The sequence below is a fragment of the Streptomyces sp. KL109B genome (assembly GCF_030766935.1).
GTDB lineage: Bacteria > Actinomycetota > Actinomycetes > Streptomycetales > Streptomycetaceae > Streptomyces.
This window is the reverse complement of record NZ_JASERL010000007.1, coordinates 442,257-459,204: the sequence shown is the minus strand read 5'-3', so window position 1 is coordinate 459,204 and position 16,948 is coordinate 442,257. Positions and strand designations below refer to the sequence as shown.

The 16,948-nt window shown below is 69.4% G+C and carries 15 protein-coding genes; 6 read left to right on the top strand and 9 right to left on the bottom strand.

What is annotated here, in order from left to right; translation table 11 throughout:
• Nucleotides 1-46: 46 nt before the first annotated feature.
• Nucleotides 47-823: a maleylpyruvate isomerase family mycothiol-dependent enzyme gene (locus tag RBJ65_RS25685; RefSeq protein WP_306318905.1), complete on the bottom strand. Its 777-nt coding sequence runs from the start codon at nucleotides 821-823 to the stop codon at nucleotides 47-49.
• A 44-nt stretch (nucleotides 824-867) separates the two neighbouring features.
• Nucleotides 868-1,749, bottom strand: a complete 882-nt coding sequence (locus tag RBJ65_RS25680) for an AraC family transcriptional regulator (RefSeq protein ID WP_306318904.1) — start codon at nucleotides 1,747-1,749, stop codon at nucleotides 868-870.
• Nucleotides 1,750-1,901: 152 nt separating this feature from the next.
• Between RBJ65_RS25680 and RBJ65_RS25675 the strand changes: the two genes are divergently transcribed.
• Nucleotides 1,902-2,273, top strand: a complete 372-nt coding sequence (locus RBJ65_RS25675; RefSeq protein ID WP_306318903.1) for a hypothetical protein — start codon at nucleotides 1,902-1,904, stop codon at nucleotides 2,271-2,273.
• On the opposite strand, the gene RBJ65_RS25670 is transcribed toward RBJ65_RS25675, so the two are convergent.
• Together RBJ65_RS25670 and RBJ65_RS25665 are read right to left on the bottom strand one after the other, a co-directional pair.
• Nucleotides 2,254-2,472, bottom strand: a complete 219-nt coding sequence (locus RBJ65_RS25670) for a DUF397 domain-containing protein (protein ID WP_306318902.1) — start codon at nucleotides 2,470-2,472, stop codon at nucleotides 2,254-2,256. The genes RBJ65_RS25675 and RBJ65_RS25670 overlap by 20 nt on opposite strands.
• 4 nt (nucleotides 2,473-2,476) lie before the next feature.
• Nucleotides 2,477-3,358: a helix-turn-helix transcriptional regulator gene (locus RBJ65_RS25665; protein ID WP_306318901.1), complete on the bottom strand. Its 882-nt coding sequence runs from the start codon at nucleotides 3,356-3,358 to the stop codon at nucleotides 2,477-2,479.
• A 209-nt stretch (nucleotides 3,359-3,567) separates the two neighbouring features.
• Here RBJ65_RS25665 and RBJ65_RS25660 point away from each other — a divergent pair, with 209 nt between their 5' ends.
• Genes RBJ65_RS25660 through trxA form a run of 4 tightly spaced genes read left to right on the top strand, consistent with a single transcriptional unit; the run spans nucleotide 3,568 to nucleotide 6,346 of the window.
• Nucleotides 3,568-4,050 carry an ATP-binding protein gene (locus RBJ65_RS25660; protein WP_306318900.1) on the top strand — a complete coding sequence of 161 codons (483 nt, stop codon included), beginning with the start codon at nucleotides 3,568-3,570 and terminating at the stop codon, nucleotides 4,048-4,050.
• A complete protein-coding gene (locus tag RBJ65_RS25655; protein WP_306318899.1) occupies nucleotides 4,029-5,561 on the top strand; it encodes an ATP-binding protein in 1,533 nt (510 codons plus the stop codon). Before RBJ65_RS25660 ends, RBJ65_RS25655 begins: the two co-directional genes overlap by 22 nt.
• Nucleotides 5,562-5,603: 42 nt before the next feature.
• Nucleotides 5,604-6,020 (top strand): MerR family transcriptional regulator, encoded by a 417-nt coding sequence (locus tag RBJ65_RS25650; RefSeq protein ID WP_306318898.1) that lies wholly within the window; start codon nucleotides 5,604-5,606, stop codon nucleotides 6,018-6,020.
• Complete coding sequence (gene trxA / locus RBJ65_RS25645) at nucleotides 6,017-6,346, top strand: thioredoxin (protein WP_306318897.1); 330 nt, start codon at nucleotides 6,017-6,019, stop codon at nucleotides 6,344-6,346. Before RBJ65_RS25650 ends, trxA begins: the two co-directional genes overlap by 4 nt.
• 128 nt (nucleotides 6,347-6,474) lie before the next feature.
• Here the strand turns inward: trxA and RBJ65_RS25640 are convergent, their stop codons facing one another.
• Complete coding sequence (locus RBJ65_RS25640; protein WP_306318896.1) at nucleotides 6,475-6,744, bottom strand: hypothetical protein; 270 nt, start codon at nucleotides 6,742-6,744, stop codon at nucleotides 6,475-6,477.
• 3 nt (nucleotides 6,745-6,747) lie between these two features.
• On the opposite strand from RBJ65_RS25640, the gene RBJ65_RS25635 reads away from it, so the two are divergent.
• Entirely contained in the window at nucleotides 6,748-8,751 is a 2,004-nt protein-coding gene (locus tag RBJ65_RS25635; RefSeq protein ID WP_306318895.1) for an AAA family ATPase, read from the top strand.
• 97 nt (nucleotides 8,752-8,848) lie between these two features.
• Here RBJ65_RS25635 and glgB read toward each other — a convergent pair whose 3' ends face one another.
• From glgB to RBJ65_RS25615, 4 genes are all read right to left on the bottom strand, one after another.
• Entirely contained in the window at nucleotides 8,849-11,059 is a 2,211-nt protein-coding gene (gene glgB, locus RBJ65_RS25630; protein ID WP_306318894.1) for a 1,4-alpha-glucan branching enzyme, read from the bottom strand.
• A gap of 172 nt (nucleotides 11,060-11,231) precedes the next feature.
• A complete protein-coding gene (locus RBJ65_RS25625; protein WP_306318893.1) occupies nucleotides 11,232-12,584 on the bottom strand; it encodes a phosphotransferase in 1,353 nt (450 codons plus the stop codon).
• A gap of 301 nt (nucleotides 12,585-12,885) precedes the next feature.
• A complete protein-coding gene (gene treS / locus RBJ65_RS25620; RefSeq protein ID WP_306318892.1) occupies nucleotides 12,886-14,586 on the bottom strand; it encodes a maltose alpha-D-glucosyltransferase in 1,701 nt (566 codons plus the stop codon).
• A gap of 47 nt (nucleotides 14,587-14,633) precedes the next feature.
• Nucleotides 14,634-16,778 carry an alpha-1,4-glucan--maltose-1-phosphate maltosyltransferase gene (locus RBJ65_RS25615; protein ID WP_306318891.1) on the bottom strand — a complete coding sequence of 715 codons (2,145 nt, stop codon included), beginning with the start codon at nucleotides 16,776-16,778 and terminating at the stop codon, nucleotides 14,634-14,636.
• Nucleotides 16,779-16,948: the final 170 nt, after the last annotated feature.

Below are 16,948 nucleotides of genomic sequence, written 5' to 3'. Positions count from 1 at the left end.
AGAGAGAAGCCCGGACCGGGATACGGTCCGGGCTTTTCTGCGTTTTCTACTGTGTGGAAATTTTGAGGCAGGTCCGCAGTTCATCCCGGACCTGTGAGGGCTCCTCCGGGCCCAGGCGGTTCCAAAGGTCGCGCAGCATCGCCTCGGGTGTGCCGCTCAGGGTGGTGTCCGCGGGGGCGGCGGTCGTGCCGTCCTCGACCGTGAAGAGAGGGTCGGGGCCTGTGCGGATTCGCCATGTCGCGGGCCCCGCGTGCAGCTCGTACCTACGGCCCGGTGAGGTGGCGAGGGGTTCCCTGAAGTAGTCGGTCCACTCGGTGACCGCGTAGGCCGTGAACACCTTCAGGAGTTCGTCGATGCCGTCGATCGCGAGGTCGTCCGGGACAGGGGTGATCGGACCGCCCGCCGCGAGTTCGGCGTCGATGCGGTGGATGACCGTCTCCTGTGCCATGCGGCGGATCCAGAAGCCGACGGTCTGGTCGGGGGCGTACCACGTGCCGGCCGGGGACTCGGGAGAGTGGGTGGTGAGTGCTTCGCGGAGTTCGGCGTAGGCGCGGTCCAGGAGGGTGTACGGCTCCTCGTCGGTCGTGCCCTTGGGCGGCCACTCCGGTTCGGTGCCGGGGGTGGCCGCCCGTATCGCGGCGGTCTTGTGGGCGTAGACCTGGCCGACATGGCGGACCAGGTCGGTGACGGTCCAGTCGGGGCAGCTCGGTACTCGTGCCGTCGGTGATGCCGTGGTGGCGGCCGTACGCAGGAGCTCGAAGTCGGCGGCCAGGCAGTCGAGATACCGGGGGACGGGCAGCGGTGTGCGTACGTCGTGGCTCATGGACGCAACGTAGCGGCCACCACTGACAATTCAGCCGGTCGCGGTCATGACTGTTCGCGTTCCACCGGTAGCCACAGTTCGGCCTCCGCCGTGGTGCCGTCCGGGGACATGTGGGTGCGGAGGAGTTCCGGGCCGGGGCGGGTGCGGTAGGGGTTGGCCGGGAACCACTCCGTGTAGACCGTGGCCCAGAGGGCCTGGATGGCTTCCGGGGCCGGGCCGGATGTCGTGAAGACCGCCCAGGTGCCGGCGGGGACGGGGAGCGTTGCGGCGCCCTCGGGGGCCGGGGTGTCCTGGGACGCCACCACCCCGTGGTAGTAGTCGAGTTCGCTGCCCTCGGCGCGGCCGGGGTCCAGGTCGTCGCAGACCGCGACGATGCCCTGGGGGTCCTCGCCGGAGTCCTGGGAGAGCTTCTCCAGGGTGGCGGTGGTCTGGGGTGGGATGTTCCTGACGAAGTCGATGATTGCCTGGTTCGGGCCGGAGTAGATGAGCGGGACCCGGGTCTTCGGGCCGATGACGGTGAAGTCCGGGCGGTCCACTACGCGGTAGCGCATGCTGCTGTTCCCTTCGACGGTGAGTCGGAAGGAGAGGCGGGGCTGGGAGACCAGGGCCGGTTTCGTGCGGCGGGCCTCGCCGGGGCCGACGCCGTGCAGGGCGCGGAACGCGCGGGCGAACGCTTCGCCCGAGCCGTATCCGTAGCGCACGGCGATGGTCAGGAGGGGCTCCTCGTTCGCGAGGACCTCCGCGCCTGCCACCGTGAGCCGGCGGCGTCGGACGTACTCCGACAGTGGCATGCCTGCCAGTGCCGAGAACATGCGGCGCAGGTGGTACTCGGACGTGGTGGCGATGCGCGCCAGTTCCGCGATGTCCAGGGGTTCGTCGAGGCGCTGCTCGATGTGGTTCATGACCTGGTTGAGTCGGTCCAGCACCCGGTTCTCTTCCTGTTCTTGTTCCTGTTCAGCGGGGACCAAGGTATGTACTGACCGGGGTGCCGGGCCCGACATTCTGTGCCCGGTTCGGTTGGGTGATTTGAGTACGCGCACTCATGTCCCGGGCGGGTCGGGGGAGTTGAGTGGTGGGCATGACACTGGAACTCGTCGACGACGCCCCCATGACTCGCTCCGCCCGGCCCAACCGGCAGTGGGTCGCGCCGCTGATTTCCAGCGTCGTGACCCTGCCGGCCGCCTTCTTCGCCCACCTCTTCGCCTCGCTCATGGCGATGGCGTGCGACTCGTGCGGTGATGCCGCGCTGGCACGGTTCGAGCCGAGTTACGAGCGGGCGTACACCGTCTTCGGGTGGGGGCTCACCATCTCCCTGCTGGTCCTCGCGACGGCGTGGCTGCTGCCGTGGCACGAGCGGTACGCGGTGCGGCGTATCGGGTTCTCGGCGGCGGCGCCCATCGCGGTGGTGGTCACGTTCGTGGCGTTCATGGTCATGATCGACTGGCCGTGACGTGGGTGAGGAAGTGGGACCAGGTGGTGGGGGTGAGGACGAGCGCGGGTCCGGCCGGGTCTTTGGAGTCCCGTACGCCGATGCCTCCGGCGGGGAGCGGGTGGGCGACTTCGACGCAGTTCTGGTTGGGGTCGCTGTACGACGACTTGAACCAGGCCGTTTCCGGCGCGATCACGTGGGCGGTGGGGCGGGTCTTCATGGGGCTACAGCTTTCGTTCTAGTTGATGCAGGAACTGGGGAGTTTCCTCAGGGGGCAGTGCCGATGCTGTCATGGCCGCGAACCGGCGGTTGAAGCGGTCGACTTCGCGTGGCTTGTCCGAGGTGGAGACCGAGCCCCAGGCGCTGTCGGCCTGGACGCGCGGCGGCAGTTGGTCACCGAAGTCGAGGACCGCGAAGTCGCTGCTCGACCGGTAGCTCGGACGGAACGGAAGCACCTGGATGGTGACATGGTCCCAGTCGGACAACTCACACAGGTGCTCGTACTGTTCGTGCATCACCTCGTCGCCACCCACCGGATAGCGCAGTGCGGCCTCGCCGAGAATGGCGTGCAGCCGCACCGGGTTCTCTCGGGTCAGGACCTCTTGCCTCTTCATACGGAGCGCCACACTGTTGCGGATGACTTCGGAGGTGTACTCCTCGATCGATTTGTGCACCTGGTGCAGCGCGAGCGCGTAACGCTCGGTCTGCAAAAGCCCGTACACCAGCGTCGGGTGGTACGCCTTCATGCTCTGGGCCTCGGGCTCCAGGCCGACGAAGCCCGGCATCCCGGCGGGCATGAGCCCCCGGTACTGCGTAAGCCAATCGTGGTTGTTGGACTCCCGGTTGAGGCTGATCAGGGCCTCGATGACGTTCTCGTCCGTGACGCCGTACTTGTCGAGAAGCTTGCGGAGGTCGCCGACGTTGCGGAAGTTCAGCGAGCCCCCTTCGATTCGTTGCAGTGAGGCTTCGGAGATCCGTAGGCCCTGCGCTGCTTGCTTGCGGGTGAAGCCGCCGCCTCGGTCACCGAGTCCGCAGTTTTCGCGCAACTGCCGTAGTTGAAGGCCGAGTTCGAGTCGTTGGGCCGTGCGTCCCCGTTTGGCTGCCATGTGTGCCGCCTCAGTGGTGCTGTACGTGCCGCTTGTTGCGGTGTGCCGAGTGTGTCAGGGGGCTGCGTTCGGCGCAGCCGGATGTGCCGATATCGGCATAGTCCACTTTCTGGCTCACTGATTAATCAGGTGGCTTTCGATTGAAGTCGAACGCGCCGTACCGAGACCGTAGTTGGGAGAGACCGCCCCTCCGTTCAAGGAGTCCCCCCATGTCCACCGCCCTCCCCACCCTCGACCGCTCCACCGGCTACCCGCTGACCCCGCGGAGCGTCCCCCTCGCCCGTATGCACACGCGACGGCGGCTCACCTTCTGGCAGTGGACCGGTGACATCGACGACGCGGTGCTCGTCGTCTCCGAGCTCGCGGCGAACGCCGTGACGCATGGGCGGGTGGCCGGGCACGAGATGTGGGTGCGGCTGGCCGTGACGGAGGACGGGGGACTGCTGGTCGACGTCTCCGACCCGTCGCCGGTGTTGCCGGTGAGGGAAGGGCGTGGGCTCGTCGTCGTACGGCAGCTTGCCCTGGAGGTGGAGTGGTTCCTGCGGAACGGGGTGGGGAAGACCGTGCGGGCTCGGCTTGCCGGTGCGATGGGTGGCGCGCCGGGAAATTCCGAGCGGGGGGCTGGGCAAATGGGACACCCTGGGCAATCCGGCGAGAGCGAGGAGGGCGCGTGGGTGCGACCGAGGTCATGAGTTCCGATGAGTACGAGCGGCGGCGGGCGGCCCGCGAAGCCGACCCGCACGTTGACCACGAGCGGGTCGAGGAGTTGTTCCGGGAGTTTCTGGAGGCCGTTGCCAGGCCGGCGAGGGGCGAGTCGGACGGGCGGGACCTGGCGGCCCGGCTGCGGGCGCACCTTGGGGGCGAGCCCAGTGAGACTCCCGTGGTCAAGGTGGTGTACGCGCCCTATGACCACCCCAATGTCCATCTGGCGGTGGAGCGTTGGTTCGGAGAGGCGGAAGGGCGGGCGTACGAGCTGATCGGGCTGAGCGGCGCCCGCAATCGGGGCGATCTGGCGCTCTCCGAGGTCGTCGAGTCGGCCAACCGCTATGAGCAGTTCACCGTCGGCGCCGTCGACTACACCCAGCTGCCCGTAGGACCCGACCGGGAGATCACCTGCGTCGGCATCGGCTTCTACCTCGGCCGGACCGAGGACGGCGTGCCGTTCGCGGCGCTGTTGCGCGGGCCGACCAATGACTACGACGAGAACGATGTGCGGCTCGAAGTCATGTGTGAGCAGAGGGAGTTGGCGCAGGGGTTTCTGAGTGATGTGGACGGGCTCGTGCGGGCCCACAACATCTTTCGTGGGCAGATGTTGTCCTTTGAGGGGAGCGCGTTCGGGGAGGGGCTGGGGCCGTTCCGGTTCCATCGGAGGCCGGGGCTGGGCCGCGCCGACATCGTGCTGCCCGACGGGCTGCTCGACCGGATCGAGCGGCAGGTCGTCGGCGTCGCGCGGCGCCGGGAGCGGCTGCGGGCCGCCGGGCAGCATCTGCGGCGCGGGCTGCTGCTGTACGGGCCGCCTGGTACGGGAAAGACCCACACCATCCGGTATCTGGTGTCCGGGCTGCCCGACTTCACCGTCATCCTGCTGTCGGGGACGAGCATCGGCGCGATCGGGGCGGCCTGCGCCCTGGCGCGGATGCTTCAGCCGGCGCTTGTGGTGTTGGAGGACTGTGATCTCATCGCCGAGTCGCGCGACTATGGAGGGGGTGAACAGCCCCTGCTTTTCCAGGTGTTGAATGAGATGGACGGGCTCGGTGACGATGCCGATGTTGCCTTCCTGCTCACCACCAACCGTGCCGATCTGCTGGAGCCGGCGCTCGCGCAGCGGCCGGGGCGGGTGGATCTGGCCGTCGAGATTCCGTTGCCGGACGCGGCGGGGCGGGCCCGGCTGCTCGATCTGTACGGGCTGTCCGGTGCGGGGATCGGGGGCGACCTCGACGAGGACGTGCTCGCGGAGGCGGTGGCCCGTACGGAGGGGACGACCGCGTCCTTCGCCAAGGAGCTCGTCCGGCGTACCGTCCTCGTCGCCGCGGAGCGGGAGGCCGAGCGGGTCGGGCCCCGCGATCTGCGGGAGGCGCTGGACGAGCTGCTGTCCGACCGGGATGCGCTGACGCGGCGGCTGCTGGGCGTACGGGGGCCGGAGGGCGAGGACCTCGACGACGAGGACTACGAGGACTACGAGGACGAGGACGCCGGGGAGTAGACGCTGGCCTTGACGTCGGCGGCAAGGTCTAACGTCGTCCGTATGCGCATCGGAGAGCTCGCCGCCCGCGCCGGTACGACGACGCGGGCGCTCAGGTACTACGAGTCGCGTGGGCTGCTGCCCGCGCGGCGCGGCGGCAATGGCTACCGGACGTACGACGAGGACGATCTGCGGGCGCTGCGGCAGATCCGTACGCTCCAGGACTTCGGTTTCGACCTGGAGGAGACGCGGCCGTTCGTGGAGTGTCTGCGGGCCGGCCATCCGGAGGGTGACTCGTGTCCGGCGTCGATCGCCGTGTACCGGGGCAAGATGGCCGAACTCGATGCGCTGATCGGCGAGTTGACCGCCGTACGGGAGAAGGTCGGTGCGCAGTTGGCGCGCGCCGAGCAGGCCATGGAGGCGCTGGGCGTCGGGTCCGAGGGGGCCGAGCCGCGCTGCGAACTAGGGGAGACGGCATGAGTGTGCGTGTGGTGACGGACTCGGACTTCGAGGAGCGGGTGGTGCGGGCCTCGCGGCCGGTGCTCGTGGAGTTCACGGCGGAGTGGTGCGGGCCGTGCAAGCAGCTGGCGCCGGTGCTGAAGGCGGTCGCGGAGGAGGAGAGGGAGCGGCTCGACGTCGTCGTCATCGATGTCGACGCCAATCCGGACACCGCCGTGAAGTACGGGGTGCTGTCGATGCCGACGCTGATGGTCTTCGAGGGCGGCGAACCGGTGTGGTCGCGCGTGGGCGCCCGGCCGAAGCGGCGGCTGCTGGAGGAGCTGGAGGAGTTGGCCGAAGCGGTATGAGCTGAACCCGGTACCGAAATTGGAATTCGGCCCCGCCGGGGGTATATTCGGTGGTTCTGTGCGCCCACAGAAAAGGCCCCTCACTGGGGGCCAACAAAAACCACGGTACCGGGCAGGGAGTTGTTTTGTCAAGCCGGGACAGCCTGGAATTGCAGAAAGAACAGGAATACATCGACGCGCTCTATGAGCGCGTCGATGAGCTGCGTGGCGTCACCGCGGACTCCGTCCGGGAGGCGGTCACGCCGGTGGGGACCGGCCAGCAGGCCCGCCTTGAGCGGGACCTGTTGGTCGTCGAGCGGTCCGGGCTGCTCGCCGCGTTGAATGCGGTCGAGGGGTCGCTCTGCTTCGGTCGAATTGATCTCAAGGCCGAGGCCGGTGAAGATGCCGGTGAAGATCAAGAAGTGGGTGTCACACACCACATCGGCCGTATCGGAATTCGCGCCGACGACACCGAACGTACGCCGATGCTCATCGACTGGCGGGCCCCCGTTGCCCGGCCTTTCTATCTCGCCACCGGCCATACGCCGATGGGTCTGCGCCGCCGCCGGCATCTCACGCTCGACGGGCGCACGGTCACCGAGCTGCACGACGAGATCCTCGACCTCGACGATTCCGAGCGCACCGGGTTCGAGGACCCGACCGGTGACGCCGTGCTGCTCTCCGCCCTGAACTCGGCCCGCACCGGCCGCATGGGCGACATCGTGCAGACCATCCAGGCCGAGCAGGACCGCATCATCCGGCACGAGCACCGGGGCGTGCTCGTCGTCGAGGGTGGGCCGGGGACTGGGAAGACGGCGGTCGCGCTGCACCGTGCCGCGTTTCTGCTGTACGAGCACCGGGAGCTGCTGGCCAAGCGGGCCGTGCTGATCGTCGGGCCGAACCCGGCGTTCCTGAAGTACATCAGCGAGGTGCTGCCTGCGCTCGGCGAGACCGGGGTGCTGCTGTCGACGGTCGGGGAGCTGTTCCCGGGCGTGCATGCCACGGCGAAGGACACGCCGCGTGCGGCTGCCGTGAAGGGGGCGGCCGGCATGGCCGACGCGCTGGCGCTGGCCGTCGCCGACCGGCAGCAACTGCCGGAGCCCGGCGCTCCGTTGGTGATTCCGAACGACGACGGCGATCTCATTCTGGACTGGGAGATCGCCTACGAGGCGCGGCAGGCGGCCCGTGACACCAAGCTGCCGCACAATCTGGCCCGCCCGCACTTCGCCTTCCGCGTCATCGACGCGCTCACCGAGCAGCTCACCGAGCGGATCGGCGCCGACCCGTACGGCGGGCCGAACTTCCTCGGGCCCGACGACATCGCCCAGTTGGGGAAGGGTGTCGCGGCGAGCGCCGAAGTGCACGCCGCCATCGAGGAGTTGTGGCCGGCCCTCACTCCGCAGGGGTTCGTCGCGGATTATCTGGGCGAGCCCAGTCACCTCGCGGAGGAGGACGCGGAGGCCATTCGGCGGCAGGACGGTGACGAGTGGACCGTCGGGGATGTGCCGCTGCTCGATGAGGCCGCTGAGCTGCTCGGGTACGACGACAGTGCCGAGCGGGCCGCCGCCGAGGCCGAGCGGCAGGAGCGGATCGCGTACGCGCAGGGCGTGCTCGACCTGTCCAAGGGCTCGGAGACGTACGAGTTCGAGGACGAGGACGAGTCCGAGGTGCTCGCCGCGCACGACATCATCGACGCGGACCGGGTCGCCGGGTGGTACGAGGAGGAGGACCACCGGAGCGCGGCGGAGCGGGCTGCCGCCGACCGGACGTGGGCGTTCGGGCACATCATCGTCGACGAGGCGCAGGAGCTGTCGCCGATGGCGTGGCGGCTGTTGATGCGGCGGTCGCCGACGCGGGCGATGACGCTGGTCGGTGACCCGGCGCAGACCTCGGAGGAGGGCGGCGTCGGGGCGTGGGCCGACATCCTCGCGCCGTACGTCGAGGACCGGTTCGAGCACACGCGGCTCGGGGTCAACTACCGCACGCCGTCCGAGGTGATGGATGTCGCGGCGGCGGTGTTGCGGGAGTCCTACCCGGACTACGAGGCGCCGGCGTCCGTGCGGTCCACCGGGGAGCGGCCGTGGGCGTTGCGGGCCGATGACGTCGTCGAGGCCGCGGCGAAGGCCGCCGTTGAGCGGACGCCGGAGGAGGGGCGGCTCGCGGTGATCGCTCCGCGGCGGCTGCATGAGGCGTTGGCGGCGCGGTTGCCGGGGGTTGAGGCCGGGGGTGAGCCTGACCTGACGCGGCATCTGGTGTTGCTTGATGCGAGGCAGGCGAAGGGGCTGGAGTTCGACCGGGTGATTGTGGTGGAGCCCGGGGAGTTCGGCGTGAGTGATTTGTATGTGGCGTTGACGCGGGCGACGCAGGACCTCGGGGTGGTGTCCGAGGGGGAGTTGGCCGGGGCGTTGGGCGTGGCTCTGCGGTAGGTGGGGTGGGGTGGGGTGGGGTGGTGGTGGGGTGTGTTGAAGTCCCCCACCCCGCCCCTTCCCGAAACCGGGGGCTCTGCCCCCGGGCCCCCGCTCCTCAAACGCCGGAGGGGCTGGATAGGAGCCACACCGTTGCCAGCGGCGGCAATGTGACGGTGATGGTTCCTGGCTCGTCCGGTTTGAGTGGGTCGTGGTTTGTGACGTCGGTGCCGCCGTAGCGGGCGTTGTCCGTGTTGAGGACTTCGTGCCAGGCCGGGATGGAGTCGGGGACGGGCACGCGGTAGGCGTGGCGGACGACCGGGGAGAAGTTCGAGACCGACAGCAGGGGGGTGCCGTCGGCCGCGTGGCGGAGGAAGGCGAAGACGTTGTCGTCCGCCGCGTCGCCGAGGACCCAGGAGAAGCCGGCCGGGTCGGTGTCGCGTTCCCAGAGGGCCGGGGTCGCGCGGTAGAGCGTGTTCAGGTCGCGGGTCAGGTCGCGTACGCCCCGGTGATCGGGTTCGGCGCCGTACGCGGGGTCGAGGAGCCACCAGTCGGGGCCGTGGGCCTCCGACCACTCCGCGCCCTGGGCGAACTCCTGGCCCATGAAGAGGAGTTGCTTGCCGGGGTGGGCCCACATGAAGGCCAAGTAGGCGCGGTGGGTGGCGCGTTGTTGCCACCAGTCGCCGGGCATCTTGGAGACGAGGGATCGTTTGCCGTGGACGACCTCGTCGTGGGAGATGGGGAGTACGTAGTTCTCGCTGTACGCGTACACCATCGAGAACGTCATCTCGTTGTGGTGGTACTTGCGGTGCACCGGCTCGTGGCTCAGGTAGTCGAGGGAGTCGTGCATCCAGCCCATGTTCCACTTCAGGCCGAAGCCGAGGCCGCCGAAGCCGCCGGGGCCCGTGTGGTGGGTGGCGCGGGTGACGCCGTCCCAGGCCGTGGACTCCTCGGCGATGGTGACGACGCCGGGGACGCGGCGGTAGAGCGTCGCGTTCATCTCCTGGAGGAAGGCGACGGCGTCGAGGTTCTCGCGGCCGCCGTGGGCGTTCGGGAGCCACTCGCCGTCCTCGCGTGAGTAGTCGAGGTAGAGCATGGACGCCACCGCGTCCACGCGCAGGCCGTCGATGTGGAACTCCTCGCACCAGTAAAGGGCGTTCGCCACAAGGAAGTTGCGGACCTCCTTGCGGCCGTAGTCGAACTCCAGAGTGCCCCAGTCGGGGTGGGCCGAGCGGAGCGGGTCCTCGTGTTCGTAGAGGGGCTTCCCGTCGAATTCCGCCAACGCCCAGTCGTCGCGCGGGAAGTGGGCCGGGACCCAGTCCATCAGGACGCCGATGCCCGCCTGGTGGAGCTTGTCGATCAGGTGCTTGAAGTCGTCGGGCGCGCCGAGGCGGGCCGTCGGGGCGTAGAAGCCGGTGACCTGGTAGCCCCAGGAGCCGCCGAAGGGGTGCTCGGCCACGGGGAGGAACTCGACGTGTGTGAACCCCAAGTCGGATACGTAGGACGGGAGTTGGTCGGCCAATTGGCGGTAGGTGAGGCCGGGGCGCCAGGACGGGAGGTGGACCTCGTAGACGGAGAAGGGGGAGGTGTGGGGGGCGTGCGTGCCGCGGGCCGCGAGCCAGGTCGCGTCGCCCCACGTGTGGTGGGAGGCGTGCACCATCGAGGAGTTGGCGGGGGGCTCCTCGGTGCGGGTGGCGAGGGGGTCGGCGCGCATGGTCTTGCTGCCGTCGGGGCGGGTGAGCTCGTATTTGTAGAGTTCGCCCTCGCCGATGTCCGGGACGAACAGTTCCCAGACGCCCGACGAGCCGAGTGAGCGCATGGTGTGGGCCGCGCCGTCCCAGTAGTTGAACGTGCCGACGACGCGGACGCCGCGGGCGTTCGGCGCCCACACCGTGAAGCGGGTGCCCTGGATGCCCTGGTGGGTCATGGGGTGGGCGCCGAGTGCCGTCCACAGTTCCTCGTGGCGGCCCTCGGCTATCAGGTGGAGGTCCAGGTCGCCGAGGGAGGGGAGGAGGGCGTAGGCGTCCGCGATGCGTTGGGTGGTCTCCGCGTACGTGATTTCGAGTTCGTAGGAAGGGGGGATTTCGCGGAGTTGGAGGAGGGCGGTGAAGAAGCCGTCGCCGTCGTCGTGGAGCTCCGCGTGCAGTCCCTCCGGGGTGGTGACGGCGACGTGGCGGGCGTAGGGGCGCCAGGTGCGGAAGGCGATGCCGGCGTGGGTGGGGTGGGCGCCGAGCACTTCGTGGGGGGCGTGGTGGGTCGCGGTGAGGAGGCGGGTGCGGTCGTCCGGGGGGACGGGGGCCGGAGTCGTGGTGGTGGGGCGGCGGGTCACGGTGGGGGCCTCCTTGGGTGGCCGTCTCGTGTGCCGGGGAGTGTGCCGGGGTGTGTGGTGTGGTGTGGTGCGGTTCGGTTCCTGGTGGTCGCCCCCTCCTCCCCTTCCCGTCCCGAACCTGGGGGCTGTGCCCCCAGACCCCCCTAAAAGATTGCGCAGTTCCCCGCGCCCCTTATCGAGTCAATCGCCTCAGCGCTGACAGGGGGACTTGGAGCCAGTCCGGGCGGTGCCTCGCCTCGTACAGGGCCTCGTAGATCGCCTTGTCGGTCTCGTAGGCGCGCAGGAGGGTCGGGGAGGTGCGGGGGTCGGTGCCCGCCACCTCTGTGTAGCCGTCGCAGTAGGCGGAGCGGGAGGCGTGCGCCCAGTCGCTTTGGGGTGCGGCGTAGTCGAACGAGCGGAGCATGCCGGCGATGTCGCGGTGGACCGGGTGCGGCAGGCGGCGTTCCGGGAGGGGGCGGGAGGGTTCGCCCTCGAAGTCGATCAGCTTCCAGGTGCCGGACGGCTCGCGCAGGCACTGGCCGAGGTGCAGGTCGCCGTGGATCCGTTGGGCCTGCCAGGTGTGGCCGTCGGCGCCGAGGCGGGCGAGGGCTTCGAAGGTGGGGCGCAGGCCGTTCACGTACGGGAGCAGTGCCGGGACCTGGTGGGCCGTCGACTCCAGGCGGCGGGTCATCGACTCGGCGAGCTGCTCGATGTGCGCGCGGGTGTACGTGACCGTGGGCAGGGCGTGGGCCAGGGCCGTGTGCACTTCGGCGGTGGCGCGGCCGAGGGCGTGGGCCTGGGACGTGAAGTCCTGCTGGTTGGTGAGGTGTTTGAGGGCGAGGTCCCAGCCGTCGGCCGCGTCCTTGAGGAAGGGCTGGAGGACGCCGAGGGTGGCCGGTTCCGTGTGGTCCGTGCCGCGCGTCTCGAACCAGGCGACCGGTGCCGGTACCCGGTCGCAGCCCTCGCGGGCCAGGGCCAGCGGGAGTTCGAGGTCGGGGTTGACGCCGGGGACGACGCGGCGGAACAGCTTGGCTATGAGCGTGTCGCCGTAGACGACCGAGGAGTTGGACTGCTCCGCCGCCAGGGGGCGGGGTGCCAGGTCGCGGGGCACCTCGCCGTGCGGGCCGCGGTGGAAGTGGAGGGCGCCGAGCGCGCCGGGGGTCCGGAGCCGTTCGAGGAGAACCGTGGACAGGCGTGCGTCCATCAGCGCCTCGTACGCGGTGCGGCCGGCCAGCGGGCCGTGCGTGACGTGGCCGATCACGGCGGGCGCGAGGTGCGGGGCGGCGGCCTCGGCGGTGCCGATGAGCAGTTGGTAGCGGTCGCCGGGGCCCTCCTCGTCGGCCGGGGGCTGGTGGACGCGGACGAGGAGGTGCAACAGGGCGGCGCCCGGCAGGAGTTCGGTGACGGAGTCCAGGGTGAAGCCGGTGACCGGGCGGCCCTTGCCGGCGAACCAGCGCTGGCGGGGCAGCCATTCGCGCAGCGGCGGATCGAGCGACGTGAGCAGGTCCACCTGCTGTGCCGTGGACCGGGTTGCGGCTTCCGACATGGCGTCGCGTCCTTTCCCCGGGATGCCGGGCGACGCGGCGGATCCCGGGTGCCGAGATGCTGTCCGGAGAATGGGACATGGGGACGTGCCGGTGTGCGGTGACGACTGGTGCGGGGCGGTGCGGGAGAGCGTGCCTGCCGCGCACGGTATTCGGGGAGAGTGCCCAGGGAAAGGGCCCGAAAACCGGCTCTGTGGGCCATGACGGCCGCGCTCGTCCGGGACCTGCCCTGGTTCGACGCGGACCCGGCCTGTGCTCTGCTGGGTGAACTGGCCAAGCGGGCTCGCGCGCAGCGCGCCCGGATCAGCCCTCGTCCGCCCGCAGCCGGAACCAATAGAACCCGTGCCCCGCCAACGTCAGCAGATACGGCAGCTCCCCGATCGCCGGGAAGCGGACTCCGCCGATCAGTTCCACCGGGTGGCGTCCGTTGAAGGACTGGAGGTCCAGCTCCGTCGGCTGGGCGAAGCGGGAGAAGTTGTGGACGCACAGGACGAGGTCGTCCTTGTATTCGCGGAGGAAGGCGATCACCGCCGGGTTGGAGGACGGGAGTTCGGTGTAGGAGCCGAGGCCGAACGCCGGGTTCTGTTTGCGGATCTCGATCATGCGGCGGGTCCAGTGGAGCAGGGAGGACGGGGAGGACATCGACGCCTCCACGTTCGTCACCTGGTAGCCGTAGACCGGGTCCATGATCGTGGGGAGGAAGAGGCGGCCCGGGTCGGAGGAGGAGAAGCCGGCGTTGCGGTCCGGGGTCCACTGCATCGGGGTGCGGACCGCGTCGCGGTCGCCGAGCCAGATGTTGTCGCCCATGCCGATCTCGTCGCCGTAGTAGAGGATCGGCGAGCCGGGCAATGACAGCAGGAGAGCTGTGAAGAGTTCGATCTGGTTGCGGTCGTTGTCGAGGAGGGGGGCCAGGCGGCGGCGGATGCCGATGTTGGCGCGCATCCGCGGGTCCTTGGCGTACTCCGCGTACATGTAGTCGCGTTCCTCGTCCGTGACCATTTCGAGGGTGAGCTCGTCGTGGTTGCGCAGGAAGATGCCCCACTGGCAGCGGGAGGGGATGGCCGGGGTCTTGGCGAGGATCTCGGAGACCGGGTAGCGGGACTCGCGGCGTACCGCCATGAAGATGCGGGGCATCACCGGGAAGTGGAAGGCCATGTGGCACTCGTCGCCGCCGGAGGCGAAGTCGCCGAAGTAGTCGACGACGTCCTCGGGCCATTGATTGGCTTCCGCCAGGAGGACGACGTCGGGGTACTGGGCGTCGATCTCTTTGCGGACCCGCTTGAGCATCTCGTGGGTGGCCGGAAGGTTTTCGCAGTTGGTGCCCTCCTCGGCGTACAGGTACGGGACCGCGTCCAGGCGGAAGCCGTCGATGCCGAGGTCGAGCCAGAAGCGCAGGGCGGCGAGGATCTCCTCCTGGACCGCCGGGTTCTCGTAGTTGAGGTCCGGCTGGTGGGAGAAGAAGCGGTGCCAGTAGTACTGCTTGCGGACCGGGTCGAAGGTCCAGTTCGAGGCCTCCGTGTCCACGAAGATGATGCGGGCGTCCTCGTAGCTCTTGTCGTCGTCGGCCCAGACGTAATAGTCGCCGTACGGGCCTTCGGGGTCGGAGCGGGACTCCTTGAACCAGTCGTGCTGATCGCTCGTGTGGTTCATGACGAAGTCGATGATCACGCGCATGCCGCGCTGGTGCGCGGCGTCGACGAACTCGACGAAGTCGGCCAGGTCGCCGAACTCGGGGAGCACCGATGTGTAGTCGGAGACGTCGTAACCGCCGTCGCGGAGCGGCGATTTGAAGAAGGGGGGCAGCCAGAGGCAGTCGACGCCGAGCCACTGGAGGTAGTCCAGTTTCGCCGTGATGCCCTTCAGGTCGCCGATCCCGTCGCCGTTGCTGTCCTGGAAGGAGCGGACCAGGACTTCGTAGAAGACGGCGCGCTTGAACCAATCGGGGTCCCGGTCCTTCGCGGGGGTGTCCTCGAAGGTGTCCGGAACGGGCTCATTCATCATCATGGTGTGGGTGACCCTCCGAATCCCATGTCCCGTCTGCTCCTGAGAATTCATCGCGGCGTGGCCGGTGCGGGCGCCAGGACGAGAATGTGCGCGGGCGTGCGGCCCGGCTCTAGGCGCACATAGTTCGTCCTGCCCCAGTGATAGGTGTCGCCGGTGAGTTCGTCGCGTACCGGCACGGATTCGTGCCAGTCGAGCCCCAGGTGCGGCATGTCCAACGACACCGTCGTCTCCTGGGTGTGGTGCGGGTCGAGGTTCACGACCACCAGGACCGTGTTCGAGCCTTGTGCGGAACCGGCGGTCGATGCGGTGGTCTTCGAGTACACGAGCACCGCGTCCTTGTCGGCGTGGTGGAAGTGCACGTCGCGCAGGGTGCGAAGGGCCGGGTTGCGGCGGCGTATCGCGTTGAGCGCGGTGATGAGCGGGGCGATGGTGCGGCCCTCCTGTTCCGCCGACTCCCAGTCGCGCGGCCGCAGTTGGTACTTCTCCGAGTTCAGATACTCCTCGCTTCCCGCGCGCAGCGGGGTGTTCTCGCACAGTTCGTAGCCGCTGTAGACGCCCCAGGTGGGGGAGAGGGTGGCGGCGAGGACGGCGCGGAGTTCGAAGGCGGGGCGGCCGCCGTCCTGGAGGAACTCGTGCAGGATGTCGGGGGTGTTGACGAAGAAGTTCGGCCGCATGTAGCTCGCCGCCTCGCCGCTCAACTCCTCGGCGTATTCGGTGAGTTCGCGCTTCGAATTGCGCCAGGTGAAGTAGGTGTACGACTGCTGGAAGCCGATGGCGGCCAGCGTGTGCATCATCGCGGGGCGGGTGAACGCCTCCGCCAGGAAGATCACGTCCGGGTCGGTGCCGTTGATGTCCGCGATCACCTTCTCCCAGAAGACGACCGGCTTGGTGTGCGGGTTGTCGACGCGGAAGACGCGGACGCCGTGGTCCATCCAGAGGCGGAGAACGCGGGTCGTCTCCGTGATCAGGCCCGGCATGTCCTTGTCGAAGGCGATCGGATAGATGTCCTGGTACTTCTTGGGCGGGTTCTCGGCGTACGCGATCGTGCCGTCGGCGCGGTGGTGGAACCAGTCGGGGTGCTTCTGCACCCACGGGTGGTCCGGGGAGCACTGGAGCGCGAAGTCGAGGGCGATCTCCATGCCCAACTCGCGTGCCCGCGCCACGAATTGGTCGAAGTCGTCGAAGGTGCCGAGGTCCGGGTGGATCGCGTCGTGGCCGCCCTCGTGCGAGCCGATCGCCCAGGGGACCCCCACGTCGTACGGGCCGGGCGAGAGGGAGTTGTTGGGGCCCTTGCGGAAGGTGCTGCCGATGGGGTGGACGGGGGGCAGATACACCACGTCGAAGCCCATCGCGGCGATGGCCGGAAGGCGTCGGGCGGCCGTGCGGAAGGTGCCGCTCACCGGCGGCTCGCCCGGCTTCACGACGGCGCCCTCGGAGCGCGGGAAGAACTCGTACCAGGACCCGAAGAGGGCCCGCTCGCGCTCCACGAGGAGCGGCAACGTGCCGCTGCGCGTGACCAGTTCGCGCAAGGGGTGGCGGGCGAGGGCCCGGTGCACGTCGGGGGCGAGCGCGGCGGCGAGGCGGGAGGGGGCGGGGCGGTCGGGGTCGCGGAGCGCGGCGGCGGCGCGCAGGACCGCCTCGCGCAGTGGCTCGGGGACGCCCTTCGCGGCGCGCTCGTGCAGCGTCGCGCCCTCCTCCAGTACGAGTTCGGTGTCGATGCCCGCCGGGATCTTGATCTTCGCCGTGTGCCGCCATGTCGCCACGGGATCGCCCCACGCCTCGACCCGGAACGTCCACCGGCCCGGCGCGTCAGGGGTGACCTCGGCGCCCCAGCGGTCGGTGCCGGGGTCCAGCTCGCGCATCGGGGTCCAGGGGCCCGGCTCGCCGTCGGGGCCGCGCAGCACGACGTTCGCGGCGACGGCGTCGTGCCCCTCGCGGAACACCGTGGCCGTGACCCGGAAGGTCTCGCCGACGACGGCCTTCGCGGGGAGCCTGCCGTGCTCGACGACGGGGCGGACGTCGCGGATCGGGATGCGGCCCATGGTGGCGCGCGGCGCCGTGGGCGTGGCGGGCGTGGCGGGCGTGGCGGGCTTGGACGGTTTGGACGCCTTGGATGCCTTGGATGTCTTGGACGGGTTGGACGACTTGGAGGGTGTGGAGGGCGTGGAGCGCGTAGGGCGCTTTGCGGGCATGACCGCTCCTGTCCGCGGGGAATCGGGGGTGCGGAGACGTGATTCGGGGAGAGGGCCGTGCGATGGAGCCGTGCGGTAAGGCCGTGCGGCGTATCGGGGGAGCCTTCCACGCTCCATCGGCGGACAATCCGTGTCCCACCAACTACTCGTCGCTACTGGCGCGTAAGGGA

Excerpts from the sequence above, each read along its gene's own strand:
- RBJ65_RS25685 (WP_306318905.1), bottom strand. The coding sequence starts at position 823 with ATGAGCCACGACGTACGCACACCGCTGCCCGTCCCCCGGTATCTCGAC.
- RBJ65_RS25675 (WP_306318903.1), top strand. The coding sequence starts at position 1,902 with ATGACACTGGAACTCGTCGACGACGCCCCCATGACTCGCTCCGCCCGG.
- RBJ65_RS25670 (WP_306318902.1), bottom strand. The coding sequence starts at position 2,472 with ATGAAGACCCGCCCCACCGCCCACGTGATCGCGCCGGAAACGGCCTGG.
- RBJ65_RS25665 (WP_306318901.1), bottom strand. The coding sequence starts at position 3,358 with ATGGCAGCCAAACGGGGACGCACGGCCCAACGACTCGAACTCGGCCTT.
- RBJ65_RS25660 (WP_306318900.1), top strand. The coding sequence starts at position 3,568 with ATGTCCACCGCCCTCCCCACCCTCGACCGCTCCACCGGCTACCCGCTG.
- RBJ65_RS25650 (WP_306318898.1), top strand. The coding sequence starts at position 5,604 with ATGCGCATCGGAGAGCTCGCCGCCCGCGCCGGTACGACGACGCGGGCG.
- trxA (WP_306318897.1), top strand. The coding sequence starts at position 6,017 with ATGAGTGTGCGTGTGGTGACGGACTCGGACTTCGAGGAGCGGGTGGTG.
- RBJ65_RS25625 (WP_306318893.1), bottom strand. The coding sequence starts at position 12,584 with ATGTCGGAAGCCGCAACCCGGTCCACGGCACAGCAGGTGGACCTGCTC.
- treS (WP_306318892.1), bottom strand. The coding sequence starts at position 14,586 with ATGATGATGAATGAGCCCGTTCCGGACACCTTCGAGGACACCCCCGCG.
- RBJ65_RS25615 (WP_306318891.1), bottom strand. The coding sequence starts at position 16,778 with ATGCCCGCAAAGCGCCCTACGCGCTCCACGCCCTCCACACCCTCCAAG.